Source organism: Paenibacillus sp. 7541 (assembly GCF_002276395.1).
GTDB lineage: Bacteria > Bacillota > Bacilli > Paenibacillales > Paenibacillaceae > Paenibacillus_AQ > Paenibacillus_AQ campinasensis.
On record NZ_NQLZ01000016.1, the window covers coordinates 112567 to 136881 of the forward strand.

The 24315-nt window shown below is 52.5% G+C and carries 23 protein-coding genes and 1 riboswitch; of the genes, 6 read left to right on the top strand and 17 right to left on the bottom strand.

The genetic code is table 11. The features are described 5' to 3' along the window. Positions 1-358: 358 nt before the first annotated feature. Complete coding sequence (locus tag CHH75_RS11090) at positions 359-1360, top strand: NAD(P)/FAD-dependent oxidoreductase (RefSeq protein WP_095264670.1); 1002 nt, start codon at positions 359-361, stop codon at positions 1358-1360. A 190-nt stretch (positions 1361-1550) separates the two neighbouring features. Here CHH75_RS11090 and sda read toward each other — a convergent pair whose 3' ends face one another. Both sda and CHH75_RS11100 read right to left on the bottom strand, forming a co-directional pair. Next, entirely contained in the window at positions 1551-1694 is a 144-nt protein-coding gene (gene sda / locus CHH75_RS11095) for a sporulation histidine kinase inhibitor Sda (RefSeq protein WP_095264669.1), read from the bottom strand. A gap of 324 nt (positions 1695-2018) precedes the next feature. Beyond that, a complete protein-coding gene (locus tag CHH75_RS11100) occupies positions 2019-2681 on the bottom strand; it encodes a YheC/YheD family protein (protein ID WP_095264668.1) in 663 nt (220 codons plus the stop codon). A 216-nt stretch (positions 2682-2897) separates the two neighbouring features. Here CHH75_RS11100 and CHH75_RS11105 point away from each other — a divergent pair, with 216 nt between their 5' ends. Next, positions 2898-3107, top strand: a complete 210-nt coding sequence (locus tag CHH75_RS11105; RefSeq protein ID WP_095264667.1) for a hypothetical protein — start codon at positions 2898-2900, stop codon at positions 3105-3107. A gap of 630 nt (positions 3108-3737) precedes the next feature. Here the strand turns inward: CHH75_RS11105 and CHH75_RS11110 are convergent. Next, the gene (locus CHH75_RS11110; RefSeq protein ID WP_095264665.1) at positions 3738-4097 is read right to left on the bottom strand and encodes a HesB/IscA family protein; all 360 of its coding nucleotides are present in this window, start codon (positions 4095-4097) and stop codon (positions 3738-3740) included. Positions 4098-4515: 418 nt separating this feature from the next. On the opposite strand from CHH75_RS11110, the gene mqnE reads away from it, so the two are divergent. Further along, complete coding sequence (mqnE, locus tag CHH75_RS11115; RefSeq protein WP_095264664.1) at positions 4516-5622, top strand: aminofutalosine synthase MqnE; 1107 nt, start codon at positions 4516-4518, stop codon at positions 5620-5622. A 194-nt stretch (positions 5623-5816) separates the two neighbouring features. Then, positions 5817-6875 (top strand): NAD(P)/FAD-dependent oxidoreductase, encoded by a 1059-nt coding sequence (locus CHH75_RS11120; protein ID WP_095264663.1) that lies wholly within the window; start codon positions 5817-5819, stop codon positions 6873-6875. On the opposite strand, the gene CHH75_RS11125 is transcribed toward CHH75_RS11120, so the two are convergent. Then, positions 6872-7120: a YuzB family protein gene (locus tag CHH75_RS11125; protein ID WP_095264662.1), complete on the bottom strand. Its 249-nt coding sequence runs from the start codon at positions 7118-7120 to the stop codon at positions 6872-6874. The two genes, CHH75_RS11120 and CHH75_RS11125, sit on opposite strands and share 4 nt — an antisense overlap. Before the next feature lie 84 nt (positions 7121-7204). Here CHH75_RS11125 and CHH75_RS11130 point away from each other — a divergent pair, with 84 nt between their 5' ends. Then, positions 7205-7450 carry a NifU family protein gene (locus CHH75_RS11130; protein ID WP_095264661.1) on the top strand — a complete coding sequence of 82 codons (246 nt, stop codon included), beginning with the start codon at positions 7205-7207 and terminating at the stop codon, positions 7448-7450. 99 nt (positions 7451-7549) lie between these two features. On the opposite strand, the gene CHH75_RS11135 is transcribed toward CHH75_RS11130, so the two are convergent. From CHH75_RS11135 to CHH75_RS11170, 8 genes are all read right to left on the bottom strand, one after another. Beyond that, positions 7550-8323: an SDR family oxidoreductase gene (locus tag CHH75_RS11135; protein ID WP_095264660.1), complete on the bottom strand. Its 774-nt coding sequence runs from the start codon at positions 8321-8323 to the stop codon at positions 7550-7552. 255 nt (positions 8324-8578) lie between these two features. After that, entirely contained in the window at positions 8579-9424 is an 846-nt protein-coding gene (locus CHH75_RS11140; protein WP_095264659.1) for a MetQ/NlpA family ABC transporter substrate-binding protein, read from the bottom strand. Positions 9425-9492: 68 nt separating this feature from the next. Further along, positions 9493-10161: a methionine ABC transporter permease gene (locus CHH75_RS11145; protein ID WP_095264658.1), complete on the bottom strand. Its 669-nt coding sequence runs from the start codon at positions 10159-10161 to the stop codon at positions 9493-9495. Then, on the bottom strand, positions 10161-11177 hold the full coding sequence (locus tag CHH75_RS11150) for a methionine ABC transporter ATP-binding protein (RefSeq protein ID WP_095264657.1): 1017 nt from the start codon (positions 11175-11177) through the stop codon (positions 10161-10163). Before CHH75_RS11150 ends, CHH75_RS11145 begins: the two co-directional genes overlap by 1 nt. Positions 11178-11286: 109 nt before the next feature. After that, positions 11287-11433, bottom strand: a riboswitch (SAM riboswitch). A gap of 115 nt (positions 11434-11548) precedes the next feature. Further along, positions 11549-12274 carry a Cthe_2314 family HEPN domain-containing protein gene (locus CHH75_RS11155; RefSeq protein WP_095264656.1) on the bottom strand — a complete coding sequence of 242 codons (726 nt, stop codon included), beginning with the start codon at positions 12272-12274 and terminating at the stop codon, positions 11549-11551. A gap of 110 nt (positions 12275-12384) precedes the next feature. Continuing rightward, positions 12385-14154, bottom strand: coding sequence for a UbiD family decarboxylase (locus CHH75_RS11160; RefSeq protein WP_095398167.1), 1770 nt, complete (start codon positions 14152-14154; stop codon positions 12385-12387). A 109-nt stretch (positions 14155-14263) separates the two neighbouring features. Beyond that, positions 14264-15238: a COX15/CtaA family protein gene (locus tag CHH75_RS11165; protein ID WP_095264654.1), complete on the bottom strand. Its 975-nt coding sequence runs from the start codon at positions 15236-15238 to the stop codon at positions 14264-14266. A 256-nt stretch (positions 15239-15494) separates the two neighbouring features. After that, complete coding sequence (locus CHH75_RS11170; protein ID WP_095264653.1) at positions 15495-15839, bottom strand: thioredoxin family protein; 345 nt, start codon at positions 15837-15839, stop codon at positions 15495-15497. Positions 15840-15975: 136 nt separating this feature from the next. On the opposite strand from CHH75_RS11170, the gene CHH75_RS11175 reads away from it, so the two are divergent. Continuing rightward, positions 15976-17340: a DUF2515 family protein gene (locus CHH75_RS11175; RefSeq protein ID WP_095398168.1), complete on the top strand. Its 1365-nt coding sequence runs from the start codon at positions 15976-15978 to the stop codon at positions 17338-17340. Positions 17341-17584: 244 nt separating this feature from the next. Here CHH75_RS11175 and CHH75_RS11180 read toward each other — a convergent pair whose 3' ends face one another. The 5 genes from CHH75_RS11180 to CHH75_RS11200 all read right to left on the bottom strand — a co-directional run bounded on the left by CHH75_RS11180 (position 17585) and on the right by CHH75_RS11200 (position 24215). Next, on the bottom strand, positions 17585-19210 hold the full coding sequence (locus CHH75_RS11180; protein ID WP_095264651.1) for a putative polysaccharide biosynthesis protein: 1626 nt from the start codon (positions 19208-19210) through the stop codon (positions 17585-17587). A 133-nt stretch (positions 19211-19343) separates the two neighbouring features. Next, complete coding sequence (locus CHH75_RS11185; protein ID WP_095264650.1) at positions 19344-19823, bottom strand: DUF456 domain-containing protein; 480 nt, start codon at positions 19821-19823, stop codon at positions 19344-19346. 4 nt (positions 19824-19827) lie between these two features. Continuing rightward, positions 19828-20574: a Cof-type HAD-IIB family hydrolase gene (locus CHH75_RS11190; protein WP_095264649.1), complete on the bottom strand. Its 747-nt coding sequence runs from the start codon at positions 20572-20574 to the stop codon at positions 19828-19830. 275 nt (positions 20575-20849) lie between these two features. Continuing rightward, positions 20850-22919: a peptidoglycan D,D-transpeptidase FtsI family protein gene (locus tag CHH75_RS11195; protein ID WP_095264648.1), complete on the bottom strand. Its 2070-nt coding sequence runs from the start codon at positions 22917-22919 to the stop codon at positions 20850-20852. Positions 22920-23063: 144 nt separating this feature from the next. Further along, positions 23064-24215 carry a transglutaminase domain-containing protein gene (locus CHH75_RS11200; protein WP_095264647.1) on the bottom strand — a complete coding sequence of 384 codons (1152 nt, stop codon included), beginning with the start codon at positions 24213-24215 and terminating at the stop codon, positions 23064-23066. Positions 24216-24315 lie beyond the last annotated feature (100 nt).

Consider the following 24315-nt stretch of genomic DNA (forward strand, 5'->3'; position numbering starts at 1 on the left):
CGATTGTCTTTATGCTGTCCACACGTCAAGAATGATAAGCGTGCAGTACATATTCAACATGAAGCTAACACTCAATGAACACAAGTTATCAACGTTAATAATATGCATAAACCTTACAAATATCAAGTTTTTTTTGAGGTATTGTCCACAGGAAAAGTACGGATAGTTCCGATGTCCTCCGTCATTAAAACGACATCATCTGACCTTGCTTGGACCTTCAGCATATATCTTGTCTTTTCAGTGTCGTCCCGGAGGATTATAATAGTTAAGGTATATCGAAATGAATCAGTCCGATCCCAGAGGCGAGCATTCGTCTGTCTGATTCGAATATAAATTCAATGATGGAGGTGCTTACCGCATGACCACGGTGCAACAAGAGAACGGCATGACCGATCTGATCATTATCGGGGGCGGCCCTGCAGGTATGTTTGCCGCTTTTTACGGAGGAATGCGTCAAGCTTCGGTCAAGCTCATTGAGAGCATGCCTCAGCTTGGTGGCCAGCTGGCCGCGCTATATCCTGAAAAATACATTTATGATGTGGCCGGTTTCCCTAAAGTAACCGCTCAAGAGCTGGTGAACAACCTGTCCAAGCAGATGGAGCTCTTCAACACCGACATCCGGCTGGAAGAGAAGGTCCTTTCGGTCAAGAAGCTGGAGGAACGCCATTTTGTTGTGACAACAAACCTGGGCGAGCATCATGCCAAGGCAATCATTATTACAGCCGGCGTTGGAGCATTCCAGCCGCGCCGTCTCGAGCTTGAAGAAGCCGAGAAGTTTGAAAAACGCAATCTGCACTACTTCGTGAACGATTTAAGCCAGTTTAAAGGCAAAAAAGTGCTGATCAGCGGCGGGGGCGACTCTGCAGTCGACTGGGCGCTGATGCTGGAGCCGATCGCCGAACAGGTGACACTCGTGCACCGTCGCGACAAATTCCGTGCTCATGAGCACAGTGTCGAGCAATTGATGGCGTCCAAGGTGAACATTATCACCCCGACGGAGATTAGCGCACTTCATGGCGAGGAGACGATTACCAAAGTGACGCTCTCCCACATCAAGACCCAAGAAACCCAAGAGATTGAAGTGGACGATGTAATTGTCAACTTCGGTTTTGTATCATCGCTCGGACCGATTTCCGAGTGGGGCATCAACATCGAAAGCAATTCGATTGTCGTAGATTCCCGAATGGAAACCAGCATTCCGGGGATTTTCGCAGCAGGCGACATCACAACCTATCCAGGCAAGGTCAAGCTGATCGCCGTCGGCTTCGGTGAAGCCCCGACAGCTGTGAACAACGCCAAGGTGTACATCGATCCGGATGCGCGTCTGGCTCCTGGACACAGCAGCAACATGAAGCTGTAGATCCGCTCGCATCTGCCAGAATAATACAAACAAAAAAAGGTATCTCCATCCCGCTGTCCGGTGGGGTTGGCAGATACCTTTTCTATTTGTGTAGAGCAGCAAGTTTCAAATACGGTAATTGCTAACAGATCCAATGCTTCGTCATGCTGTTCCTTGGACATTTATCTCATCTATCGTTCATCAGCCTATACTAGTGCAAAACATTGCCGGAATTGGTGTCCAAGTTCCGTTTTTGAATTTCGGCCAGCAGGAGAGTGATAAACTCTCGTTCCAACTTTAACTCTACAGCCATATGATAGGAATCGAGCAGCATCTCATCCGACAACATAGCCATCTCTTATACACCCCTTCCTCTTTTTTCCTGGGTCTATCATAGCAAACATTAAATAGTGGAACAACTGTTCGCTTATCCACACCCAACTGTGGAAATCCTGTGTATAATTTGTTGGTAAGTATTAAAAATGTGCTCGTATCAACGTGGATTATGGGGATAAATGTTATACACAGGTGAGAAGCCAAATCTACTATAAAAAAAATTAATCACCTATTATATCGGTTTTTTTGTGTCAATTATTAAATACCCTATTAAATTTTCATATAAACGCTTAGATTTGGTCTCATTGGATAATCTTAGGGAGGAAGGGCATCCTATAAGAGATCAGCTCGGACGCGTATTAACTTCCAGAATCCAGATCTTCCCTTCTTGATCGATGCCGTAATCAAAACCGAGCTGTGCGATTCCCGGGAATTTGGATTCCAGGAGCGCAATGCAGTGCCGGGTGAGGCCGCGCATCTCCCGTCGTTTCTCCCTTACTTTCACACGCGGCAGGGATAACACCATCGCCTGGGTTCCTCTCAGCAGACTTCCGCCTTTGCAAATATTCGTGACAATCAGTCCCGGACTGGCAAGCCGGCCGACCATAGCCTTAAACCGCCAAGCGCCTCTTTCCTTGACCACCTTCACCCGATAATCCAGCGGACGGCCTCGTATTTTGGCCAAATGTATCCCTTGCTGAATCATGTATTCCCTTTTTAATTTCATGCGTGCAAGTACCCTCATAAGGGCATCCATCGTTTCCACATGAACCGTGCGTCTTTTGTAGGTAACCATGTAACCCGTACCGCTTTTGAGAATGCGTATGACACCATTGCCGCCAGTCCCGATAATCGGCTTGATGACAACCATGCCATGCTCCTCCAGCATCGAGGTCAGAGCCTCGGTCCCAAAAGCCTGGGTGGCCGGAATGTAGGGAGCAACCTGCGGATCAGACAGCAATGCCTCGGTTTTGAGCCATTTGCTGGCCAATTGTCTTCCCGCCATAGCTGCTTTCGCCTCCTTTATTCATGACATATCATATAGTACTCTCTAACGCACTGTCCCTCTTGGATGATTGTCCGGTATGGGATGCCTAATAATTGGCGGGCACCGCCCGTTCTGAAGCGCTATTCCAAATCAAGCCGACATGTCGTATAGTAAGTACAAGGCATACAACGACGTACACAAGCTAAACGGAGTATAATGAGGAGGATTCTTACCTTGGAACAATTATTTGAAATATTGTACTGGGTGGCAATCGTGGGGATGTCTGTCGCTCTTGCAGCGGTCACGGTCCTTATATTTGCCATCGGCTTCAAATTTATTAAGAGCAACCGCAAGGGACTCGGCGTGGGCTGCATTGCGTTCTCCCTTGTCGCAGCCGGGATGATTGTGCTCATGCTTAATGACACCTTTTTCTTCCCTGCCTGATGTTGCCATATCCCATGCGATTGCGATCAGCCATGCAGCTGTCCACTCTATACCAGAGGAGGCAACTGCATTTTTTGTTTGAACCGCGTTTTGCTCACATATAAAAAGCCCCCAATCAAACGCTCCTCCGAAATGTCCAGCGCGATAACAGCGGCGGGGAGATATGGGAGTGGTACGATACCAGCCCTACCTCGAACGAAATCGAGATGATTCGATCTATTATTGAATCCGAACAGACGACGCTCCGGCACGAAGGATCGCAATACTACAATGACCGCACCATCACCAATTCGGAAAAAAGAGCGTTAAAAAACGTGTTGGATGCGTATGAACTCATAACCGCCACGAATCCTTAATACCTAGCCCTCAATGGAGCAATCCTGCGAGGGCTCATTTTTTTATCCTTCTCTAGCGGTCCTTGTCCCATATAGCCAATCCAATTGCTTGATCAGCCCCGGCGTCTTCAGCACCGTGTACTTCAACTGCTCAAACGCAAACATATAAAAAAGCCTCTACAGCGAAAAACACGCTATAGAGGCTCTAACCGACAATCCTTAACGGTACCAGAATGGCTGGTATGGGATTATCGTTCATATTACAGGAATCTAAGCTTGTATGAGCATTATCCGCTTAGCACGGCTCCTCGCTTGGCTTGCCGGCATCGGTAGCCGTACGGAAGGAAGCCCCGCAGCCGCAAGTAACGGTCGCATTCGGGTTGTGGATTGTAAACCCTCCGGTCATGCCCGATTCCTCAAAATCAATTTCCAAACCGTTCAGGTATTTGATGTCATCCTTCTCCACAACAATTCTCAAATCCTGAACATCCATATATACATCAGCTTCCGTCTCTTGGTCGTCAAAGCCCATGGCATACGAAAAACCGCTGCAGCCGCCGGCAGTTACCCCCAAACGAAGGAACATATTTGGTGCTTCCTGTTCGGACAGCATTTCTTTTAAACGTTCTGCTGCCGTTTCACTGATTGTGATCATAGGTCATCCTCCTTTCGCTCATCTTTTAGTATACTCCTCTCTTCTCAATCCCTCAAGCATCATTCCCCCTGCCCGCCGCCATATATTTCCCTTCAGGCGGGGAAAATATGGCGATCGCCCCGTTAAAGTACGTTTTGACGGTCTTCTTTGCGTTATCGCTTTTCCCCAATAGTATTGCCCCTCCGAAATGTGAGGTTTATAATAGGGAAGGAACCCGGGCGGCAACGCACCGGATGGATCGTTTGTTCCGCCGGCCTCGCAGCCGCCGGAAGCGATGGGATTATTATTGTATATTTTTTCACAAAACGATCGTGCCTCGGCACGCAAACAAGAGGACCGTTCCCGCTTGGGAATGATCCATTTTAGCACCTCGATTCTCTGATACAGAGAATGGAAGGTGTGAAGAGGAGGATGGAGCATGTCCACAATCGTTACCCCCTACACCGACCATAGAATGGCGGAAATCGCCGATAAGGTACGCAATGGCGTTCGTCTTTCTCTTGAAGACGGTGTATATCTGTACGAAACCGATGACCTGCTGACCCTGGGGCAGCTGGCCAATGAAGTGAATCTGCGCAAGAACGGGAAAAAGGTTTATTTTATTGAAAATATGAGCCTTTATTTCACCAATGTATGTGAATCCCACTGCGCTTTTTGTAATTTTAGAAAAGATCAGGGCGAGGAAGGCGCGTACACCCTTTCCGGTCAGGAAATGATTGAATATGTTGAGCAGCATATCCATCCGGGTGTTCGGGAATTTCATATTGTCGGCGGACATAATAATCATGTGCCGTTTCAATATTATGTGGACTCGCTGAAGGCGCTGAACGAGCGCTTCCCTGATGTTACACTGAAGGCTTACACAGCGGCAGAAATCGAATTCTTCACCCGCATCAGCGGTCTCAGCACGAAGGAAGTGCTAGAGGAGCTGCGCAAAGCGGGCCTGAAGACGCTCACCGGCGGCGGGGCTGAAATTCTGTCGGATCAATACCGTCAGAAAATGAAAGTCGATAAAGCCAATGTCGATCAATACCTGGACGTGCACCGCACCGCGCATCAGCTCGGCATGAAGACGCATACGACCATGCTGTACGGCGCGATCGAAAGTCATGAAGACCGGATTCGCCATATGATCCAAATCCGGGATCTGCAAGATGAAACCGGAGGCTTCCTCGTCTTCATTCCGCTGTCGATGCAGCCGAAGAGCAAGAATGCCAGCATTATGCGCCGCAACTCGGCTTATGAAGACCTGAAGACCATCGCCATCAGCCGTTTGATGCTGGACAATTTTGACCATATCAAGGCCTATTTCATTAATATCGGTCCACAGCTGACCCAGGTTGCTCTGAGCTTCGGAGCCTCTGATGTGCACGGCACCATTCTGAAGGAAAGAATCAGCCATGCTGCCGGAGCATTGACACCGGAAGGACTGACGCGTAAAGAGCTCGTCTGGCTGATCAAGGGTGCAGGACGCATTCCTGTGGAGCGCGATACGTTCTATAACGAAATTAAAGTATACGAATAAGAAGTATAACAAGCCAGCCTAGACCAGACCGAATCAAGCCTATACAGATACAGAATGTTCCCGATAGCGGAAATTCGGTTAAAGTGATCATATAGGGTGGAAATCCATAAGCCGCTTATAGCGGCGTTTTTCTTGCGAAAGCGGATTCAAGAATCACATTCATACGCATTTTCTCTCAAGAAAGGAAGAAATCTATGAAAAAGCTCGTCATTCTCGGTGGAGGCTATGGCGGCCTCGCTTTGATTCAAGAATTGTTCAGCGGCTATCTTCCTCCAGATGTAGAAGTTATTCTCGTCGACCGCATGCCCTACCAGGGCTTGAAGACCGAATATTACGCTCTGGCTGCCGGAACCGTCTCCGATGTATCGGTACGCGTGAAATTCCCTCAATATGAAGGATTGCGCATCCTGTACGGCGAGGTGACAGAGATTGATCTGGAGAACAAGCGGGTGCTTATGCTGAACGATGATCCGATAGAATATGACCAGCTGGCCATCGCGCTCGGGTGTACAGACCGGTACCACGGCGTTCCGGGAGCCGAAGAATACACTTGCAGTCTGCAGTCATTTGCAGCGGCCAGAGAAACGTACGTCCGTCTGAACAACCTCAGACCGTACAGCCGGGTTCATATTATCGGCGGCGGCTTGAGCGGGATCGAGCTTGCAGCCGATCTGCGGGAGAGCCGGCCTGACTTGAATATCGCCATCCTCGATCGGGGACAACGGGTCCTTTCTTCTTTTCCGAATCGTTTGTCTGCTTATATTCACCGCTGGTTTGAGGATCACAATGTGGAAATCCATAACGGCGTGTCTGTCTCCCGGGTGGAGCAGGATGCGGTATTCAACCTTGAAGAACCTATCGAAACCGACATCGCGGTCTGGACGGCCGGCATTCAGCCGGTCAAGGTCGTTCAGGAGCTCGATCTGCCCAAAGACCGCAGCGGCCGTATCCTGCTGAATGAATGGTATCAGGTGCCCTCTCACCCTGAGGTATACGTCATCGGCGATTGCGCCAGCCTTCCGTTCGTGCCGAGTGCCCAGGCTGCAGGCGCGCAGGCGGAGCAGGTCGGCAACGTGCTGAAGGCGCTGTGGAGAAATGATACCCCTAAAGTCCATCCGTTGAAGCTGAAAGGGACGCTCGGTTCCCTTGGCAAGCATGCCGGCTTCGGATTGATGGGGAGCACTTCGGTCATCGGACGCGTACCGCGCATCCTGAAAAGCGGTGTCCTGTGGAAGTCGAAGCGGAATTATTAGCCCTTCTCATTCTCCTGCTCTAGAAGCTCAAGCTTCTGTGAAATAAGGGCGAACAGTTCTTCGGACGTGACGGCTTCCACCCGGTCGCCATCCACATAGGCAAAAGGCGCCAGGTAACATTGCCCGCAGTCGGTCAAGCAGCCATATTCAATAATTTGGCAATCAAACCGCTCGGCAAGCGGCTGAAGCGCCTGATCCGTTCCGAAATAGCTGTTACTCGTGCAAAATTCAATCATAATGGACATAAGTCAAGAACCTGCCTTATAAGTTTGCCATTTTATTTTGGCGGTTTATGTACTATAATAAAGAAAGGAAAGGAGTTGAACAAGATGAGCGATAACGCACAAATCACCATGTATGATGAAGTGGCTGAAGTGCTTGATAAGCTTCGTCCGTTCCTGCAGCGCGACGGCGGTGACGTGGAATTGGTCGACGTTGAAGACGGCATCGTTAAGCTGAAGCTGATGGGTGCTTGCGGAAGCTGCCCAAGCTCCACCATTACACTGAAGGCAGGAATTGAACGCGCCCTCGTTGAAGAAGTGGAAGGCGTTCAAGAAGTAGTACAAGTATTCTAATCATGGTTTATTATAAAAGAAAGTCTTGGTTCTTCTCCGAACCAAGACTCTTTTTTTTGCTGTCATTCCATACAGAATCGTTCACTTCAAGCAGTCGAGTCATTCCGGTTTAATCCGTGAACGGATCGGATCAAGCCCGCCGGACACATTGATCATGTTGCCGGTTAGGAAATCCGATCGATCCTGGCACAGAAACTCAATCACCCGGGCTACATCTTCCCCGCTTCCGGAGCGCCCTCGCGGTGTCAGCCCGTCATCGACGCCGGTCACTTCTTCAATCGTCTTCTCCTTGTTCGCTCCCCGAATATCACCGGGACACACCATATTGACCGTAATCCCGTGCGGCGCTTCCTCAATCGCAAGCGTCTTCGTGAACGACACCAGCCCGACCTTGGCCGCGGCATATACGGCCCGATGCGGCCAGGCCCGCGCCTCCACTGCATGCCCGAAGCCGAAATGAATAATTCGTCCCCACTTCTTCTCCCGCATAGCCGGCAGCACGCGATGATCCAGAAGCATAACCCCGGTTAGATTCCCGTTGACGAGACGAACAATCTCATCTCTGGAATAGTCGGCAAACAACCGCCGCTCATGAATATATGGCCCTGCATTGTTAACAAGAATATCCACCGTTCCAAGCTGCTGCTCCGTTGTATCCACAAGCGAGTACAACTGCTGCTCATCGGTTATATCCGCCTGAACCGATATCGATGACACGCCAAACTTCTGTATCTCTCGGCAAAGCGACTCTGCCTGCGCTTGACTGTTCACATAGTTAACGGCAATATGGCATCCCTGACGTGCAAGCGACAATGCAGTCATCTTGCCGAGTCCCGTCGCACTGCCTGTAATCAGCGCCACCTTCCCCTTCAAGGCTTTCCCTCCTCCAAGTGGATGTCCTGTCCTCAGTATAATGGATGGGATGGCCTTCAAACAACCTGAGACGTCACACCGCCGACCGCAGCCATGCTAGGCTGGCCTTCCTCCGTCCGTTACTATTCTCATCGCCTCTGTCTTCGTTTGCCCTTATAACACCGATTCTAGCCGTACTAAAAAAGCGAACAGGTGCGATAAATTCGCACCTGTTCGCTTATTCTGTCACAGTATGCTGTCTGTTCCGCTGCAATATTAGAATGCTGGAACGACCGCGCCTCCGAATTCCTGTTCGATAAAGCTTCTCACATCTTCCGTAGTCAACGCTTTAGCCAGTTTCTGAATGGCGTCGGAATCTTTGTTGTCCGGACGAGCCACCAGCAGGTTGGCATACGGGTTGTCTTTATCCTCAAGCAGCAGGGAGTCCTTGGTTGGATCCAGGTCTGCTTCAAGTGCGTAGTTCGTGTTGATCACCGCAAGATCCATTTCATCCAGCATGCGCGGCAGCATCGCTGCATCTACATCCTGGAATTTCAGATTTTTCGGATTTTCCACGATATCCCGGGTGGTCGCTTCCAGCTTGTTCTCATCCTCCAGCTTGATCACGCCGTTCTTGGACAGCAGGGACAGCGCACGGCCCAGGTTGGTTGGGTCGTTTGGAATCGCCACGACCGCGCCATCTTTAAGCTCGTCAATGGAAGTAATCGTTCTGGAATATACGCCAAGCGGCTCAATGTGAACGGCAATAACCGGTTCAAGTTCCAGACCGCGTGCATTGATTTCTCCGTCCAAGTAAGGCTGATGCTGGAAGAAGTTCGCATCCAGCTCTTTGGAATCTACTTGTGTATTCGGCATTTGATAATCGGTGAACTCGACAATTTCCAGGTTAACGCCCTCTTCGGCAAGAGCCGGCTTGATATGCTCCAGAATTTGGGCATGCGGTACCGGTGTTGCGCCAACCTTGATGGTAACTGCTTCAGGAGCAGACTCGCTTCCACCCTCCGGCTGGGATGCATTATTGTTGTCTGTGCCTCCGCCGCCGCAAGCCGCGAGAGCCCCAACCAATGCTAAACTGATGAATCCGGATAACCATTTTTTCATTTCTTAACCCCTCCACAAATGTAATATCATCTCTATATGTGAAATCCCTTGCTGCCTTCTTCAAAAACTTACTTTCTCGTAAAACGCCGCACCAGCCGGTCACCGGCCATCTGCAACAACTGTACCAATACAATCATGGCAATAACGGCAATAATCATAATCTCGGTATCATAACGATAATAGCCGTATTGGATCGCCAAGTTACCAAGACCGCCGCCGCCGACCTGGCCGGACATCGCCGTATAGGAGACCAGCGTAACGATAGTGATGGTCATCGCTGCGAGCAGACCCGGCCGCGCCTCCGGCAGCAGTACCCGAAAGATAATGTGCCGTGTCGAGGAGCCCATCGCCTGAGCCGCTTCAATCACGCCCTTATCCACTTCATTCAGCGCAGTTTCCACCAGCCTTGCAAAGAACGGGGCCGCCCCGACAACCAGCGGCGGAATCGTTCCAATCACTCCGTAGGATACACCGACAATCGATTTCGTAATCGGAATCATCGCCACGATCAGAATGATGTACGGAATAGAACGCAGAATATTAACGATAAAGGAAAGAATTCCATATCCGAATCTAACCCAGCCCGACGTCGACCTGGCGGCCATATACAGTATTACCCCGATCGGCAAACCGAGAATAAAGCTGAATAATGCCGATAGCCCCAGCATCCGCAGTGTATCAAGCGAAGCGGTCCCGATTTCATTCCAGTTTACCTGAGAAAAGTCCAAACCCAGCATCAACGAATCACCTCCACGTCGAGCCCTTGCTCAAGCAGCTTCTTTATTGTCTCGTCCGTGGCAATTTCGTCACCTTCGAACCGGACGATCAGCTGACCGTACGGCGTTTCCTTGATCGTTGAAATTGTCCCCTGCAGAATAGCAAAATTCACGCCGGTCTCATGCACAATGCGGGACAGAATCGACTCATACGTCTTGGTGCCAAGGAACGTAATCTTCACCGCGCGCGATGGACCGGAAGCAGCACCTGCAATCGCCAGACGCAGCGCTTCGCCGCTATCGGTTTCCTGGCGGATGAATTCCTTTGTAACCTCATGCTGCGGCTTGAGGAACACCTCCGCTACCGGCCCCTGCTCCACGATGCCGCCCTGGTGAATGACAGCAACCTTGTCGCAGATGCTTTGGATGACGTGCATCTCATGCGTAATCAGCACAATCGTCAAGTTGAACCGCTTGTTGATATCCAGAAGCAGCTTCAGGATGGAATCCGTCGTCTGCGGATCGAGCGCCGAAGTTGCTTCGTCGCACAGCAGCACCTCCGGGTCGCTTGCGAGCGCTCTTGCTATGCCAACCCGCTGCTTCTGTCCGCCGGACAGCTGTGCAGGATATTTATGGCTGTGCGCCTCAAGTCCGACCAGGCTCAGCATCTCCTTCACCTTGCGCTCGATTTCCGCCTTGGGCGTCTTCGTCAGTCGCAGCGGATACGCGATATTGTCAAACACGGTCGCCGAGGACAGCAGATTGAAATGCTGAAAAATCATACCGATCTTGCGCCGCTGGGCCTGCAGCTCGGTCTTGCCGAGGCGCGTCAGGTTGACGCCGCCAACCCATACCTCGCCCGACGTCGGCCGCTCCAGCAGATTGATGCAGCGGATCAAGGTACTCTTCCCGGCTCCGGAATGTCCGATAACGCCAAATATTTCTCCTTTGTCAATTGACAGATTCAATCCGGACAAAGCGGTAGTTACATTGCCGCCCGTGCCGTACTGCTTCGTCAATTGTTTGATCTGTATCAAATCTTGAGCCTCCCTTTCCCTAGCCTTTGGCACATCTATTGTCCATAAAGAAAAGAGCCTCTCTTTGTCAGAATCAAAAAGGGCTCTCTTTACGTAAAGTCAATGCCTTTTCTCATCTGTCAAAACTTCGGATAGATTCCAAAGTCTTGAAGGAATTAGCACCATGACACTCCAGACGTCTGCGGTGATCCGCTTAACGTCAGGAATCGGTTGCCGGGCTTCATCGGGCCTGTCCCTCCGCCGCTCTCGATAAGAAATAAATGTGTTATGAAATTATCGTTTTCATGAGGAATTTCATCGAATGCAATTGTTAGTATAGTTTTTTTTCAGCTTTTTGTCAAAAGGAATTTCATAGTAGCTTCCCCATCAGGTCAGTTTTCAAGCTGAATTCCTTGGGTCGTCCAGATCTGATTCGTATACCGGAACGACGCTGCGAGCGTCTGGCATACCATATCCAGTCCTTGCTTCAGATCATCCAGATGCGCATCCAGATCCTCCAGCTCAAGCTTCGTATCATGCCCCTGCATCCTCTGCCACAGATCATCCTGCATTTCAGCGTTCATGTAATGAATCTCGGCATTACGCCGTTTGCGCAGCGTCCCCATCGGCACCTTGTACTTGGCTTTGATCCCTTCAAGCTCCTCGGACAGCGAATCATGAATTTTCAGAAATTTAAACTGCCGCAGTACGGTAAAATAGGAAAAATGCACTTTTACCTTGGATGTGTGCAAATTGAACAGCTCATCAAGCACAGTGCCCAGCTTATCCAGAATGGCAAACACACGGATGAATCCATTCTTATAAAAATACACATACCTGGCGTACTCTTCCTTCTCCTGAAGCGACATATCATCAATGAAGCCGGACGTCACCGATTTGCGAAAATGGCAGGCTGCATACCAGCTCTGCTCCAGTTCATCCAGCGATACAATCAGCCCGCGTATCCAGATTTCCAGCTTGCGGTGGTCATGGGTCGGATCCGGATGTTTCTTGATCTCCTCCCGCAGCAGCTGTACGGTCTTCGTCATCGATTCCACCGCAGCTTTAAGATATCCATCATTATGTCGGGGCTGCTCCCCTAACAAGGTCCGAAGCATGCCATCCCTCCCTGTTCACAAGTTGTCCGCCATTCGCCGCCATAGTTTCCCGCATACTTCTACTTCAACATCTCCAGAGCAACCGAATACAGCTGACGCGAATGTCCCGATTACTTGCCAAAATACTCATTCCAGCGCTCATCCACCATGTTGACGATATCCTCACGCGGGAACAGCTCAGCAGGATAATCCGGCTTCATGCGCGCGTCTATAACAATCGGCAGCCGGTACGACAGGTGATGATGCTGAACATTCGCCGCAGCGAACAGGTCGGTCGCTGGATTGAAGCGGGTAAATACCGTCCACAGGAAGGAGGTTTGGGTCGCTGCCGCCTGCTGTGCATTATCCACAACGATAACGAGCGGCCACGACGTGTCCCGCGATTTCAGATGCTCCATCACGCGCAGGGCGAGATCGGAATCTTTGTCATAGGATGCCCCGGAAACGACAAGACAACCGCCGCAATACGCAACAACGTTGTCAATGCCCGGGATGTCGCCTTCCTCATAGCTGCGCGGAAGCTCGCGAATTGGATGGCCAACGCCGATGAGCACAGCCTTGCTGCCATGATTCAGTTTTTCACCTGTATAATCGAGCGTATCCTGGGATGTTTTGTTGAAAATATACAGGTCTGTGGACGGGTCGAAGCGCTCAAGCACCGCCTCCAGCGTCTCGTTGAAATCGGTCAGATCCACCGGGCGGCTTGTCAGCATCAGAAACTTCGTCAGCGACAGCTGCCCTTCTCCCAAGATGCGGAAGGCCGATACGAGCGCTTCACGCGAATAGCTTTCCCGAACCACCGCGGCCGTCAGTGCATGGAATCCGGTCTCAGCATAAGTCCAGAGCGAGCGGACCGATGGCATTACCATCGGAAACGCCGGCGACAGCAGGCGCTGCAGGAAATCGCCCAGATAATAATCCTCCTGTCTCGGTTTGCCTACAATTGTAGCCGGATAGATGGCATCCTTGCGATGCCACATATGGTTCACATGCAGCACCGGATACTCGTGCGCCAGAGAATAATAGCCGTAATGATCGCCAAACGGCCCTTCAAGACGGCGCTCATGCGGCGGCACATAACCGCTGATCGCAAATTCGGCCTCCGCCGGAATGCGATGTCCGCCCAGCGGGTTGTCCGTCATCGGCAGACGCCCGCCCATGATCAGCGAGGCCAGAAGCAGCTCAGGCAGATGCTCCGGAACGGGAGCGATCGCTGCAGCGATCAGCGCCGGAGGGCCGCCGATAAAGATCGACACCGGCAGCGGCTGGTTCTGCTGCTCCGCTTCAAAGTAATGGAATCCGCCGCCCTTATGAATCTGCCAGTGAATCCCGGTCGTGTTATTGTCGTAGATCTGGATGCGATACATACCCAAATTGTGGTGCTTTGACCTGGAAGGGCTCTCTGTGTAGACGAGCGGAAGCGTAATGAACGGACCTCCGTCCTCCTGCCAGCTTGTCAGTCTTGGCAAATGTTTCAGCGGCTCCTCCGTCACCTTTACGCCCATGATCGGGGCTTCCTGCGGGACGACACGCTTCATGCCAAGCTTGAGCATATCCTTGATCAGTCCGCGCTCGTTCCAAATGGCCGGCAATGTCGGCGGAATCAGCGTTCCCGTCGCTTCAACCAGCGACTTCATCAGCTGCTCAGGCCGAGGACCAAAAGCCATATCCACCCGCCGCGGCGTGCCGAACAGATTCGTTGCTACCGGGAACGGCGTGCCCTTTACATTCGTAAAGAGCAGCGCAGGCCCTCCCTCCTCAATGACACGGCGATGAATTTCAGCAAGCTCCAGGTACGGATCCACCGGTGCTTCGATGACGGTCAGATCATTTTCCTTACGAAGCGTTTCCAGCCATTGGCGTAAGTTTTGATAGATCAACGAGCCCACTCCTTCAATAGCAGCATAGTCCTCGTACAATTGTCCGGGGACTATGCCTGCGTTTCCATATGATGCTCATCGTTGGACTTCCACAGCCTGACGGCTGCCTCTAAACGATATGTTTCTGATCCCGGGCCTGGTCGGATGTCTGCTGCAGCGAGGCTGGTCTGCTCAGCTGCCACACTCTGACACTCATATAACTAAGGACGCCGAACAATATGGAGATCAGCAAGGTATGTCCCAATGCCGAGAACACATAGACTTCCTCGTTGTGGATCGTTGCCATAATAATCCCGCCGCTGATCACCTGCAGCACGCACAGAATCGTTGCAGCAACGCCCAGCATCTGAATCTCCCGGTTGTTCCGGTTGCGCCAGTATGCAAAATGTCCCATAACGGCCACCAGTACCAGTAGCAGCAGCGCCGCCACCCTGTGCATAAAGGCGATGCCTACGCCTCCGCTCAGCTCCGGAATCACCTCGCCGTTACACAGCGGCCAGCCTGAACAGCCTTCCCTGGAATCGGTATGACTGACAAACGCCCCGATGTAAACGACGATATAGGTATAAATAGCCGTCGCCCAGACGAGCCAACGAAACGCTGGCGTAACCCGGGGCTGGGGCTTGTCGTTGGCCATGCCCCCCGACTTCTCCACTCTTCGCATGCCCAGCGCAAGCATGGCCGAGCTGGCAAACGCAATAAGCGAAAAGCCGAAATGCAGGGCCATGACAGCTGCCGACTGCCGGTTCACCACCGCAAAAGCTCCCATAATGGCTTGTACGATGACAAAGATGGAGGTCATGATGACATACGCCATCAAGTCCCGGCGATCCCGCTTATATTTCCAGAAGGCGATCAAGGATGCGAGCGCAGCCAGACCTGCAAGTCCGCTCACCGCCCGATGCGAGTATTCAATCATCGACGCCACGGTGTAAGCGGGAACAAATCTGCCGTTACACAGCGGCCACTCTTCCCCGCACCCAAGTCCTGACCCTGTCTTGGTCACGACCATGCCGCCGAAGGTTGCGCAGAACATGATCACACATGTTGCGTAGCTAAGCCATTTCAATTGTTTATCATTCACTAATCTCACCTGCTGCCCCGTAATGATCTATCCCACAAGCCGAACATTACCTTCTATGTACAATCCACATTCCATTATACCTGATTCCGCTGTCAAGGTCATGAAGCGTTTGTGACAAAATAGATGAAAACGCGTTCAATAGTAGCACGACCGAGCATTCGCTACAAAAATACCGCCGAATCGGCGCTTCCCAATTCGGCGGCATCTGCACTGCCTGTTGCTCTTCGGTCGCTGTTCACCTTCCCGAACACCAGCCTTACTTGTGGATCGTCTCGTATACGTCCACGGCACGCTGCAGGAAATCTTCAATCTCCTCGCGCGATTTGCGATATTTATTCACGAAGCGAACGAGCTCGCGCCCATCTGAATAGGCCACAAAGCTCGGAATGCCCAAAATGTTCTGCTGCTGGCTGACATCCCCGACTGCGTCCACATCCACTTCAACCAGAGTGAGCTGATTGGAGAACTTGGTCTCCACTTCCGGCATGAACGGATCGATGAACTTGCAATCTCCGCACCAGTCCGCTTTAAAAACAGCGACCGTCAGTCGTGGCGACTGGATCGCAACCTGGAATTCCGCTTCAGATGTAATCTTTTGCATGTGGGTATCTCCCCTTTCTGACGAATCTGTCACCCTTAGTGAATCAAATTGAAGAGTGGAAGTCAAATTTTCGAGCCATACTGACAATAAACGATGTGAACGTCCGACAGTCAAGGATAAGGAAGGTGTTCATCACATGGGCGATTCTCACGGCTTCAAGGCCGGCACCCGGCATCTGTGGTCCAGGCTGGCCTCGTTGCCGAGAGCGGCGGGGGCAGCCTTGAGCGGTTTTACAGCAGCCTGGCTGGATTCCAGCGAGCTCAGACGCTCCCCGCAAGATCTCCATTGGAACGAGAGTGCAGTCCAGAGCATTTTAGAAATATTAAACAAAACCGCCGCGATTCGACGCATGGAGCACACCGGGGGCCATCCGGGGCCGACAGGCGCCTCCCATATTCCCCCCATCCAGGGCTCTGCTCCGGCACCGTCGGAGCTTTCCAGCCGGGACCACCTGCTGCTGCAGCGCATCCGTGAAAATGTTCAGGATGCCAACAAAAGCAACATTACCCGGACCCGGGCTTACTTACAATTTTATGAGGCGTTCCCCGAGGTGCACTGGGCGCTGCTCGCCCATATGGTATCGCGCAATGCCGGCTGGAATATGACCGATCTGAAGAGCGGGCTTATGTCCGATCTTGTAAAGGATCCGTTTAAGGACCGGCTGTATCGCTTTCTGGAACGCTGCAATGCGCTCATTTTTCAGGACGCTTATCCGCAGCTGCTGCTGTATCAATACAGCCGCGAACAGGGGAGAAGCTGCTTTCATTTGCTTCCCCACTTTCATATCTCATCGTTCATGACTCCGTTCTGGGAACGATTCTGGTTGGACCGGAGCAGCAGCCCGGTATTAACGGTTGCACTCATTATCAATGAGCAGAACTATATTGAAGGGCGGGTCGTCCAGAACCCGATGTTTCGCCAAAATGTACTGGATCATCCCTCGATGAAATTATTTGACATCGCCAGGCTGAACCAGGTTCTGTTTCCGCTCGGGAGCCCGAACTGCCGCCACGATCTGTTTCGTGAATCCATCCTGCCTCTGCGTCCGCTGGCCGGATTGACCATGCGGCAGTTCAAGGACGTTGCTGCACGGATCAGGACAGGGAAGGCGTTATACGCCATGCTGTTCGGCTATAAGGATATTTACGAGGGAGTGATGCATTTTGCCCGCTGCACGGATCATCACGGCTCGCGCTCCGAATATTGGCCAGCGCTGTTTACATCCCGGAAGCAGGCGGCCATGGCGGGTGAGGATGCCAGCCTGGAGCTGCTCGAATCCGAATGGAGAACTTACGGTGATCGGCTATACAGCCCACGGCTCGAAGATGTTTGGTACGATAACGAGTACGAGCCGATTCCGAGGTACGACTGGTTTCAGTCCACAGAGCGGCTTAGCCACCTGAAGCGGCCTTCCCGCCCGCTCCTGATCGACATGACCCATGCTCACCGGTTTGTACTGGAGCGAATTGCCTTCGCTCACGATGCCGAAGAACAGTTCTAGTCACCTAGAATCATAAAAAAAGCCAGGCCACCTCCCATACCAAGGGAGACGAGCCTGGCGCTTCATACACACTTCCTGTAGCCGGAGATACTCGCAGCGCACTTTCCTGGTACGCCATCCGACCTGCATGAAGCTTTCGGCAAGCGACTCCGATCGAATAAGATCGGACACGATCGGACATGCCTGGACACATAACACACGGGGCTTGTCTTCACCCCTCACATCAAACGATGTGGACAGCCTGTTATCCCCGCTCGCGAAGACGTGCAGGCTGCAGTCTCATCAGCGGACGGAACAGCTTCTGCAACGGACGCGGATAGCTGGCAAGCTCGGATTGACGCAGCACGCCAAACATCACCATGAGCACCAAATACACCACCACCACGGCTACGCCGACGATGAGGCAGGTTATCAGGAATGCCAAGCGGCTCGGCATCACATGCACCAGCTGAATGCCCGCCTGGTTGAGGCCGTAGCCGACCAGCCCGGAGGCCAGCACCGTCAGCGCGAAGCCGACCCAGCGTTTTCCGAGCATGGAGAACGCAACAATCGCTTTGATCGAGCGAAGATTAAGTGCTGTGATCACGAGGAAGCATATCGCGGTGCCGCCGATAATGCCGTAAATGCCAAACAGCGGGGCCAGCAGGAAGCTTGCGGCCAGCTTGACCACCACTCCAATCATGACATGGACCATGGATAGCTTCGCTTTGCCGATGCCAAGCAGAATCGAGTTCGTGGTCATCATCGTGATCTGAAGGATGGTGCCAAATGTCAGGAACGCAATGATACCGGTTCCCTCCAGATTACTGAACAGAAGACCGTTAATGGAGTATGCTGCCGTACACAGCGCAATCACAACCGGCATGCCGGTCATGATCGCGACCCGCATCGCCATCGTCACCTGCTGCTCCAGATGCTCCTGATCCTTTCGCGCATACGCTGCGGAGATGATCGGAATGAGCGAGGTGCTTAGGGCGATGGCCAGAATCGGCGGAATGCCGGCCACGCTCTGTGCCCGCGTGCCGAGCACCGCCAGCGCTGCCGTTGCCGCTTCCGCACCAATCGGCCCGGTAAGCAGCGGCTTGACGATGGAATTGTCGATGAAATTGACCGCTGGCACCGCCATCGATGACAGCACAATCGGAATGGACAAGGTGAATATCGCCTTGTAGATTCCCCTCAGCGGGATCGAGCGGTCAGCCGGCGGCATATGGGCCTCCCGGTCCGTGCGGCGGAGCTTGGCTGCAAAATACAACATGACCGCAAACGCCCCGATGCTGCCCAGCACGCCCCCGAAGGATGCCCCAGCCGCAACCCACTTGTCATCATACCCCATGCGAAGCAAAATGTAAGCCAGACCGATAGCGGTAACGACCCGCGCAATCTGCTCCACGATCTGCGACAGCCCGCCGGCCGTCATATTGTTGCGGCCCTGGAAGTAGCCGCGCATCATCGCGATCGCCGGGAACAGCAGCAGCGCCGGCGCCAGCGCCTGAATCGCCGGGGCCGCTTCCGGAAGCTCGGCCACATAAGTGGCGTAATACGGCGCTGCGAAATAGAGCAGCACCGTGATGATCACGCCTGCTGCGGCTGCGAACAAAAGCGCAGCCTGATATACCCGCCGGGCCTCGGCAGGCTTGTTCAAGGCGTGGCGCTCGGAGATCATTTTGCTGAGCGTGCTCGGTATGCCCGCTGTAGCTACAGTTAACAGCATCAAATATAACGTATTGGCAAAATTGAATGAGGCCTGTCCCACATCGTTCAGCATGTGCTCAAGCGGCACGCGCTGCGCGATGCCCAGCACGCGCGCCACCAGAGCAGCCACGGCCAGAATGATGGTTCCTTTAATAAACGTTTCCTTCTTCGACAAGTGTCTACCCTTCTTTCCCCAAAAAAGCATCCCGTCAGCTCAGCAACCATGCGCCGATCATCTGCCACCCGTTCTAAAGCAAAGTGTGACCATGCCGTTCTTCAATCAATTGCCGGCCCTAAGGGACTGTTATTTAGAAAACCCAGATAAAGAAAATAATAATCATCGCCAGCTGCAAGATCACCTTCACCAGCACGCTGCTGAACAGTCCCAGTACAGAGCCCATTCCAACCTTGAGCGACTTGCCCGGCGAGGAACCGGTCAGCATCTCCCCGATCAGCGCCCCCAGAAACGGGCCGATGATCAGACCGAACGCCGGAATGACAAACGGCCCGATAATGAGTCCGATCGTACTGCCCCATATGGAGGCCTTCGAGCCGCCAAGCTTCTTGACACCCCAGGCATTCACCGCATAATCAGCGATAAACAGCACGACCAGAATCAAGGTCTGGATGATCCAGAACCATAACGTGTAATCTGCAAACGAGAAGAACCACCCGTACACAAACAGTGCAAAATAGATGGCGAGCACCCCGGGCAATATTGGATAGATCGCTCCGGCCATACCGATGACAAACAGAGCGATCACGATAAACCAGCCTAATATGTCCATAACCTCACCCTTCGATCAAAATATGATCCCGGATCACCTCGACAATGCCGTCCTCGTTGTTGCTGGACACGACCAGATCCGCCTCATCCTTCACGGTCTGTTGGGCATTGCCCATCGCCACACCGAGTCCGGCCTGCTGTATCACCGCCAGATCGTTCAAGCTGTCGCCAACGGCAACGACCTGGGACATCTCAATGCCCAGCAGCTCGCACACCTGCCTGATGCCCGTCGCTTTGTTGACGCCCATCGGGTTAATCTCCAGGTTATACGGCGAGGAATTGGTGATTTCCAGTCCGCCCATATCCTGCAAGGACATCAGAATCCGATGCCGGACCTCATCATCCTCGGTCGTATACCCAAACTTCAGCCATTCCTGGCCCTCCACATCATCAATCCAGTGAGTGTCATTGTAAAGCCGGTCAACGGTGTAGGCCCAGAACCATGCGCCCGTCTCCACTGCCAGCTCATGCATCTGCTTCACCAGCTTGCTGTCGAGCAGCGCACGGCGGTGAAGCTCATACGGCGCCCGCCATACTTCGCTCCCGTTCACCGTCACCATCGGCGTCATCAGCTCCAGCTGTTTCGCGTAAGGATATGCATCCTTGAACGGCCGGCCGGTGGACAGGCATACATAGATGCCGCGGCGGACCGCCTCCTTGATCCATTTCACCGTCTCGTCAGAGATTTCATGATTGTCCTGAAGCAGTGTTCCATCCATGTCCAAGGCCAGCAGCCGGTATTTATAATCCATGGTTCATCCCCCTTGGTTTCTCCAAACATGATCTGGTGCGTTCGATCCCACACCTTTTATAGCTCACGCATAAACATAACGACATTTTACCACAAATAAATAGGAAGCAAAAAAGATCGGCAGACATCCCCAGCAGGCAGTCTCAGTCATACCTTGTGCATATACGTTCCGGAGGTGTATTTCGTTTCACCATAACAAAAGACAGGCCACAGGGATAGGCTCCCCACGGCCTGTCTATTCAGCACAGAGGCGGCGGGAGCTCCCCCGATTATGGCTTACTGGTTCTCCCCGCCCTCACCCTGCTCTCCATCCTCCTGCTCCGTTTCTAGGTCTTGCTTCGGATGCGGTGTTCCGTCGAGCCCGTAGATTTCATCATAGGCGTCGAATATTTTGCGCGCGATCGGCGCAGCGCTCTGGGAGCCGAATCCGCCCTCCGGTATAACTACAGCTACCGCCAGCTTCGGATTCTCACGCGGTGCAAAAGCGATAAACACACCGTTATCCACCCGTTTGCGCGTTCCATTAATGTAAATATCCTGCTCGGACGTACCGGTTTTTCTGGCAAAATCGTACCTGAAATCATCAAATGCCCGCAGACCCTGCGTGTTCATGCCTTTAATGACCGCATCCCAGTGTTCCTTCGAAAATTCCATCTTGTTCAGAACTTCCCGTTCGAACTTCTTCACGACATTGCCGTTATGGTCAACAATCTCCGTCGCCAGCTGCGGCTTGATCCGCTCGCCTCGGTTTGCCAGAGTTGCGGCGTATTGAGCCAGCTGCAGCGTGGTATACTTGCCCCCTTGACCGAAGGATGAGAAGGCCAGCGACGCCAGCGAGCTACCCATCTGCTCTACATTGTTGTATTCCTTCCGGCCCAGGAACTCATTCGGAAGACCAGAGCCTGTCGAGACGCCAAGGCCAAAGGCTTCCATATAGTCATTCCATACATCAAGACCTTTGGAACCGTATTTGCCAAACAGCCGTTCTGCCACCATATCGATCATATAGGCATTAGAGGAGTTCTGAATGGCGGTTATTGCATTCAGCGAACCGAACGCCCGGCTTCCCGAGTTTCGGATTTGACGCGGGTCTTTCCCGATCTGGGCATATCCGATGTCCGGATAGTATTCATTCACGCCAAACAGATTCTCGTTCAATCCAATCAGCACGCTGAGCGGCTTGACGGTGGAACCGAGCAGCAGCACAGATTCCAGATTATTGCCTGATCTGCCGGAGCTGTATGGCGAAATCGTACCGTTGCGGTAATACTTCATGACCGACTCCCAATCGTCCGATCCGTTCTCCCACACGTTCGGATCATAGTCCGGCATGCTTGCCATCGCCACGATGTTTCCGGTATCGACCTCCATAGCGACTGCGTAACCGGTCAGCGCATCCCTGTGAAGCTTGCCGGAGACCGGATTGGTGTGCAGCCATTGCAGCTGCTCCAGGATCGCCTCCTGTGCTGCCAGCTGAATATCCTTGTGGATCGTAGAGTGGACATTGTAGCCTTTCTCCGGCGGCACCATCGTTGGCACGCCTTCCGCCATATTTTGCGGATTGATCGGAATGCTGATGTAGCCATTCTTACCGCGAAGCTCCTCCTGGAACATCATTTCGAGTCCATCTACACCGACCTTCTCCTGCTCGGTATAGATCAGCCCCGGATCCTCCTGGGTTCGGTTCTGCTCATCGATCTCCTTATATTTGTTCAGATCCTTAGTCCCTTTAAACTCCCGTAAATAACCGATGGTCTGTACCGCAATGCGGTCCGTATTGTAATGGCGCGAGCTTTCTTCCACTACCTCTACGCCAGCAAATATATTTTTGTGCTCCAGAAAATACGCCACTTCCTCAGGCGTCAGATTGCTCTTGATCCGTCGCGGCTCATACCCGGGCTGCTTGTTAAACTCCAGGTCCATCGCTTTGATGACATCATCAACGGTCATCTGCTCCCCATCCGGGTCCCCGTACTCATCAAATACCTTGACCATTTGCTCGGCCACTTCTTCGATCTCAGGCCGATTCTGCTGCCCTCTCTCCGAAGAACTGTAATCCTTCAGCAGCGTAATATACAGCGATTGAGAAGCTGTCGAATAAGCAAGCGGCGTACCGGAGGCATCCACGATGCTTCCCCGGATCGGCTGAAGCGGGAAGCTTCTTGACTGGCCGCCGGTTTCCTGTCCCTGAAGCTGAGGCCCCTCTACAAATTGGAGAATCGCCAATCGAACGATAATGATACAAAATAGAATGAATGTACTGAAGAAAAACACATTGATCCGCAAATTAAACTGATTGCTGGATTCCCCTTCGTTCTGTTTGTTGTCCGGCTTAAACCCTTTCACTTTAAGCTTCTCCCCTTTATCCCAATCACATAAATTCATATTAACACAAAATGATAAGCCGCTTCATCCGGAGAACCTAGGAAAGGCGGACTTTCACCCGAAAGCCCGCCTCTAAAGCTTAATGATTAACGAAGCCTCGGCCCTCTAGAAGACCTGCTCCTTGATATGCGTTTCGTTGAAGCGCGGCGGGTTGAACCAGTCACCGCTCTGTGCCCAGGTAGGATCAAGCGGAACCCATCGTCCTTCCTCGCTGAGGTATACTTCATTCCAGGCGTGCGGGCCATAGCCGCCCTGACCATTATACCCCCGCCCGGTCACAACTCGCACATCCAAATCCTGCGAGCGGGCCATCATGGCGTACAGGCGGGCATAATCGATGCAGACACCAAGCCGGGTATTGTAGGTATCCTCCGGTGTCTGTTCCTTCCAGATGCGATGCTCTTCGTACAAGCGCACCTTCTCATGATCATAAGCGATGCGGGTGCCGACCCAGTCATACAGCCTGCGCGCTTTCTCCTCATCGGTCTCAGCTCCCTCCACGATATGGGAAGCCGTTTGCTCAATGCCCTCCGGTATCTGGTGATCGATGACCTCATACTTCCGCTGAATGATTCCGTTCAGCTCTTCCTGAACCGATTGCGTGAAGACCGGCAATCTCTCGCGGACGATCGTCCCTGACAGAGGCTCAATCACCGCTTGCGCTCCCTGCTTGTAGACCGGGGAGGCCTCGACATAACGGCTGAAGCCGTTGTCGGGATTCAAGCTGACCCAAATGAACAAAATCGCAATCAGGATGATGCTGCGAGCGGCTCCGATGACGCCCCCGATGCCCGCTCCGGCCAATCGGCTGAGCAGCGATGCGGAAGAATCCCGTCCCGGGCCGAACAAGCTGATCCGGCTGCCAAGCGTCATCGCAGCCAGCAGACGGAGCATGAAGCCGACCAGCCCGTAACCGATGATGAACAGCAGTGCAAACCGAAGCAGCGGGAAGTCCGCGATCGATCTTACTGCCGTATAGTACATCTGCTCCCACAGCTTCAACTCCCGGTCTGGTAGCGAGCTGCCAAGCTTCGTAAGCCAGTCCCCGGCTTTCGGGGACAGCCACAACGTAAACGGCACAGAGATAGCGAGCGCAATCAAACGAAGAAGCGCATCCCCCACAAAATGAACGAGCTTTCCGGCTGATCGCGAAGCGCCGCGATTCCAGCCCTGAAATATCGAGAACAATATAACCAGGAGCAACAGAACCGTAATCCCGTTGCCCTCTTTCAAACTATTCAACCATTCTGTCATCATGGGCATAATCCTCCCCTCCCGGATGATGTCATTGTTGGTATACGAGGAAGAGTTCTGCACCTAGTCGATCGTTGCCATTCAAGCCGAGACGAACCATCTT

Excerpts from the sequence above, each read along its gene's own strand:
- CHH75_RS11090 (WP_095264670.1), top strand. The coding sequence starts at position 359 with ATGACCACGGTGCAACAAGAGAACGGCATGACCGATCTGATCATTATC.
- sda (WP_095264669.1), bottom strand. The coding sequence starts at position 1,694 with ATGGCTATGTTGTCGGATGAGATGCTGCTCGATTCCTATCATATGGCT.
- CHH75_RS11100 (WP_095264668.1), bottom strand. The coding sequence starts at position 2,681 with ATGGCGGGAAGACAATTGGCCAGCAAATGGCTCAAAACCGAGGCATTG.
- CHH75_RS11110 (WP_095264665.1), bottom strand. The coding sequence starts at position 4,097 with ATGATCACAATCAGTGAAACGGCAGCAGAACGTTTAAAAGAAATGCTG.
- mqnE (WP_095264664.1), top strand. The coding sequence starts at position 4,516 with ATGTCCACAATCGTTACCCCCTACACCGACCATAGAATGGCGGAAATC.
- CHH75_RS11120 (WP_095264663.1), top strand. The coding sequence starts at position 5,817 with ATGAAAAAGCTCGTCATTCTCGGTGGAGGCTATGGCGGCCTCGCTTTG.
- CHH75_RS11125 (WP_095264662.1), bottom strand. The coding sequence starts at position 7,120 with ATGTCCATTATGATTGAATTTTGCACGAGTAACAGCTATTTCGGAACG.
- CHH75_RS11130 (WP_095264661.1), top strand. The coding sequence starts at position 7,205 with ATGAGCGATAACGCACAAATCACCATGTATGATGAAGTGGCTGAAGTG.
- CHH75_RS11140 (WP_095264659.1), bottom strand. The coding sequence starts at position 9,424 with ATGAAAAAATGGTTATCCGGATTCATCAGTTTAGCATTGGTTGGGGCT.
- CHH75_RS11145 (WP_095264658.1), bottom strand. The coding sequence starts at position 10,161 with ATGCTGGGTTTGGACTTTTCTCAGGTAAACTGGAATGAAATCGGGACC.
- CHH75_RS11155 (WP_095264656.1), bottom strand. The coding sequence starts at position 12,274 with ATGCTTCGGACCTTGTTAGGGGAGCAGCCCCGACATAATGATGGATAT.
- CHH75_RS11170 (WP_095264653.1), bottom strand. The coding sequence starts at position 15,839 with ATGCAAAAGATTACATCTGAAGCGGAATTCCAGGTTGCGATCCAGTCG.
- CHH75_RS11175 (WP_095398168.1), top strand. The coding sequence starts at position 15,976 with ATGGGCGATTCTCACGGCTTCAAGGCCGGCACCCGGCATCTGTGGTCC.
- CHH75_RS11185 (WP_095264650.1), bottom strand. The coding sequence starts at position 19,823 with ATGGACATATTAGGCTGGTTTATCGTGATCGCTCTGTTTGTCATCGGT.
- CHH75_RS11190 (WP_095264649.1), bottom strand. The coding sequence starts at position 20,574 with ATGGATTATAAATACCGGCTGCTGGCCTTGGACATGGATGGAACACTG.
- CHH75_RS11200 (WP_095264647.1), bottom strand. The coding sequence starts at position 24,215 with ATGATGACAGAATGGTTGAATAGTTTGAAAGAGGGCAACGGGATTACG.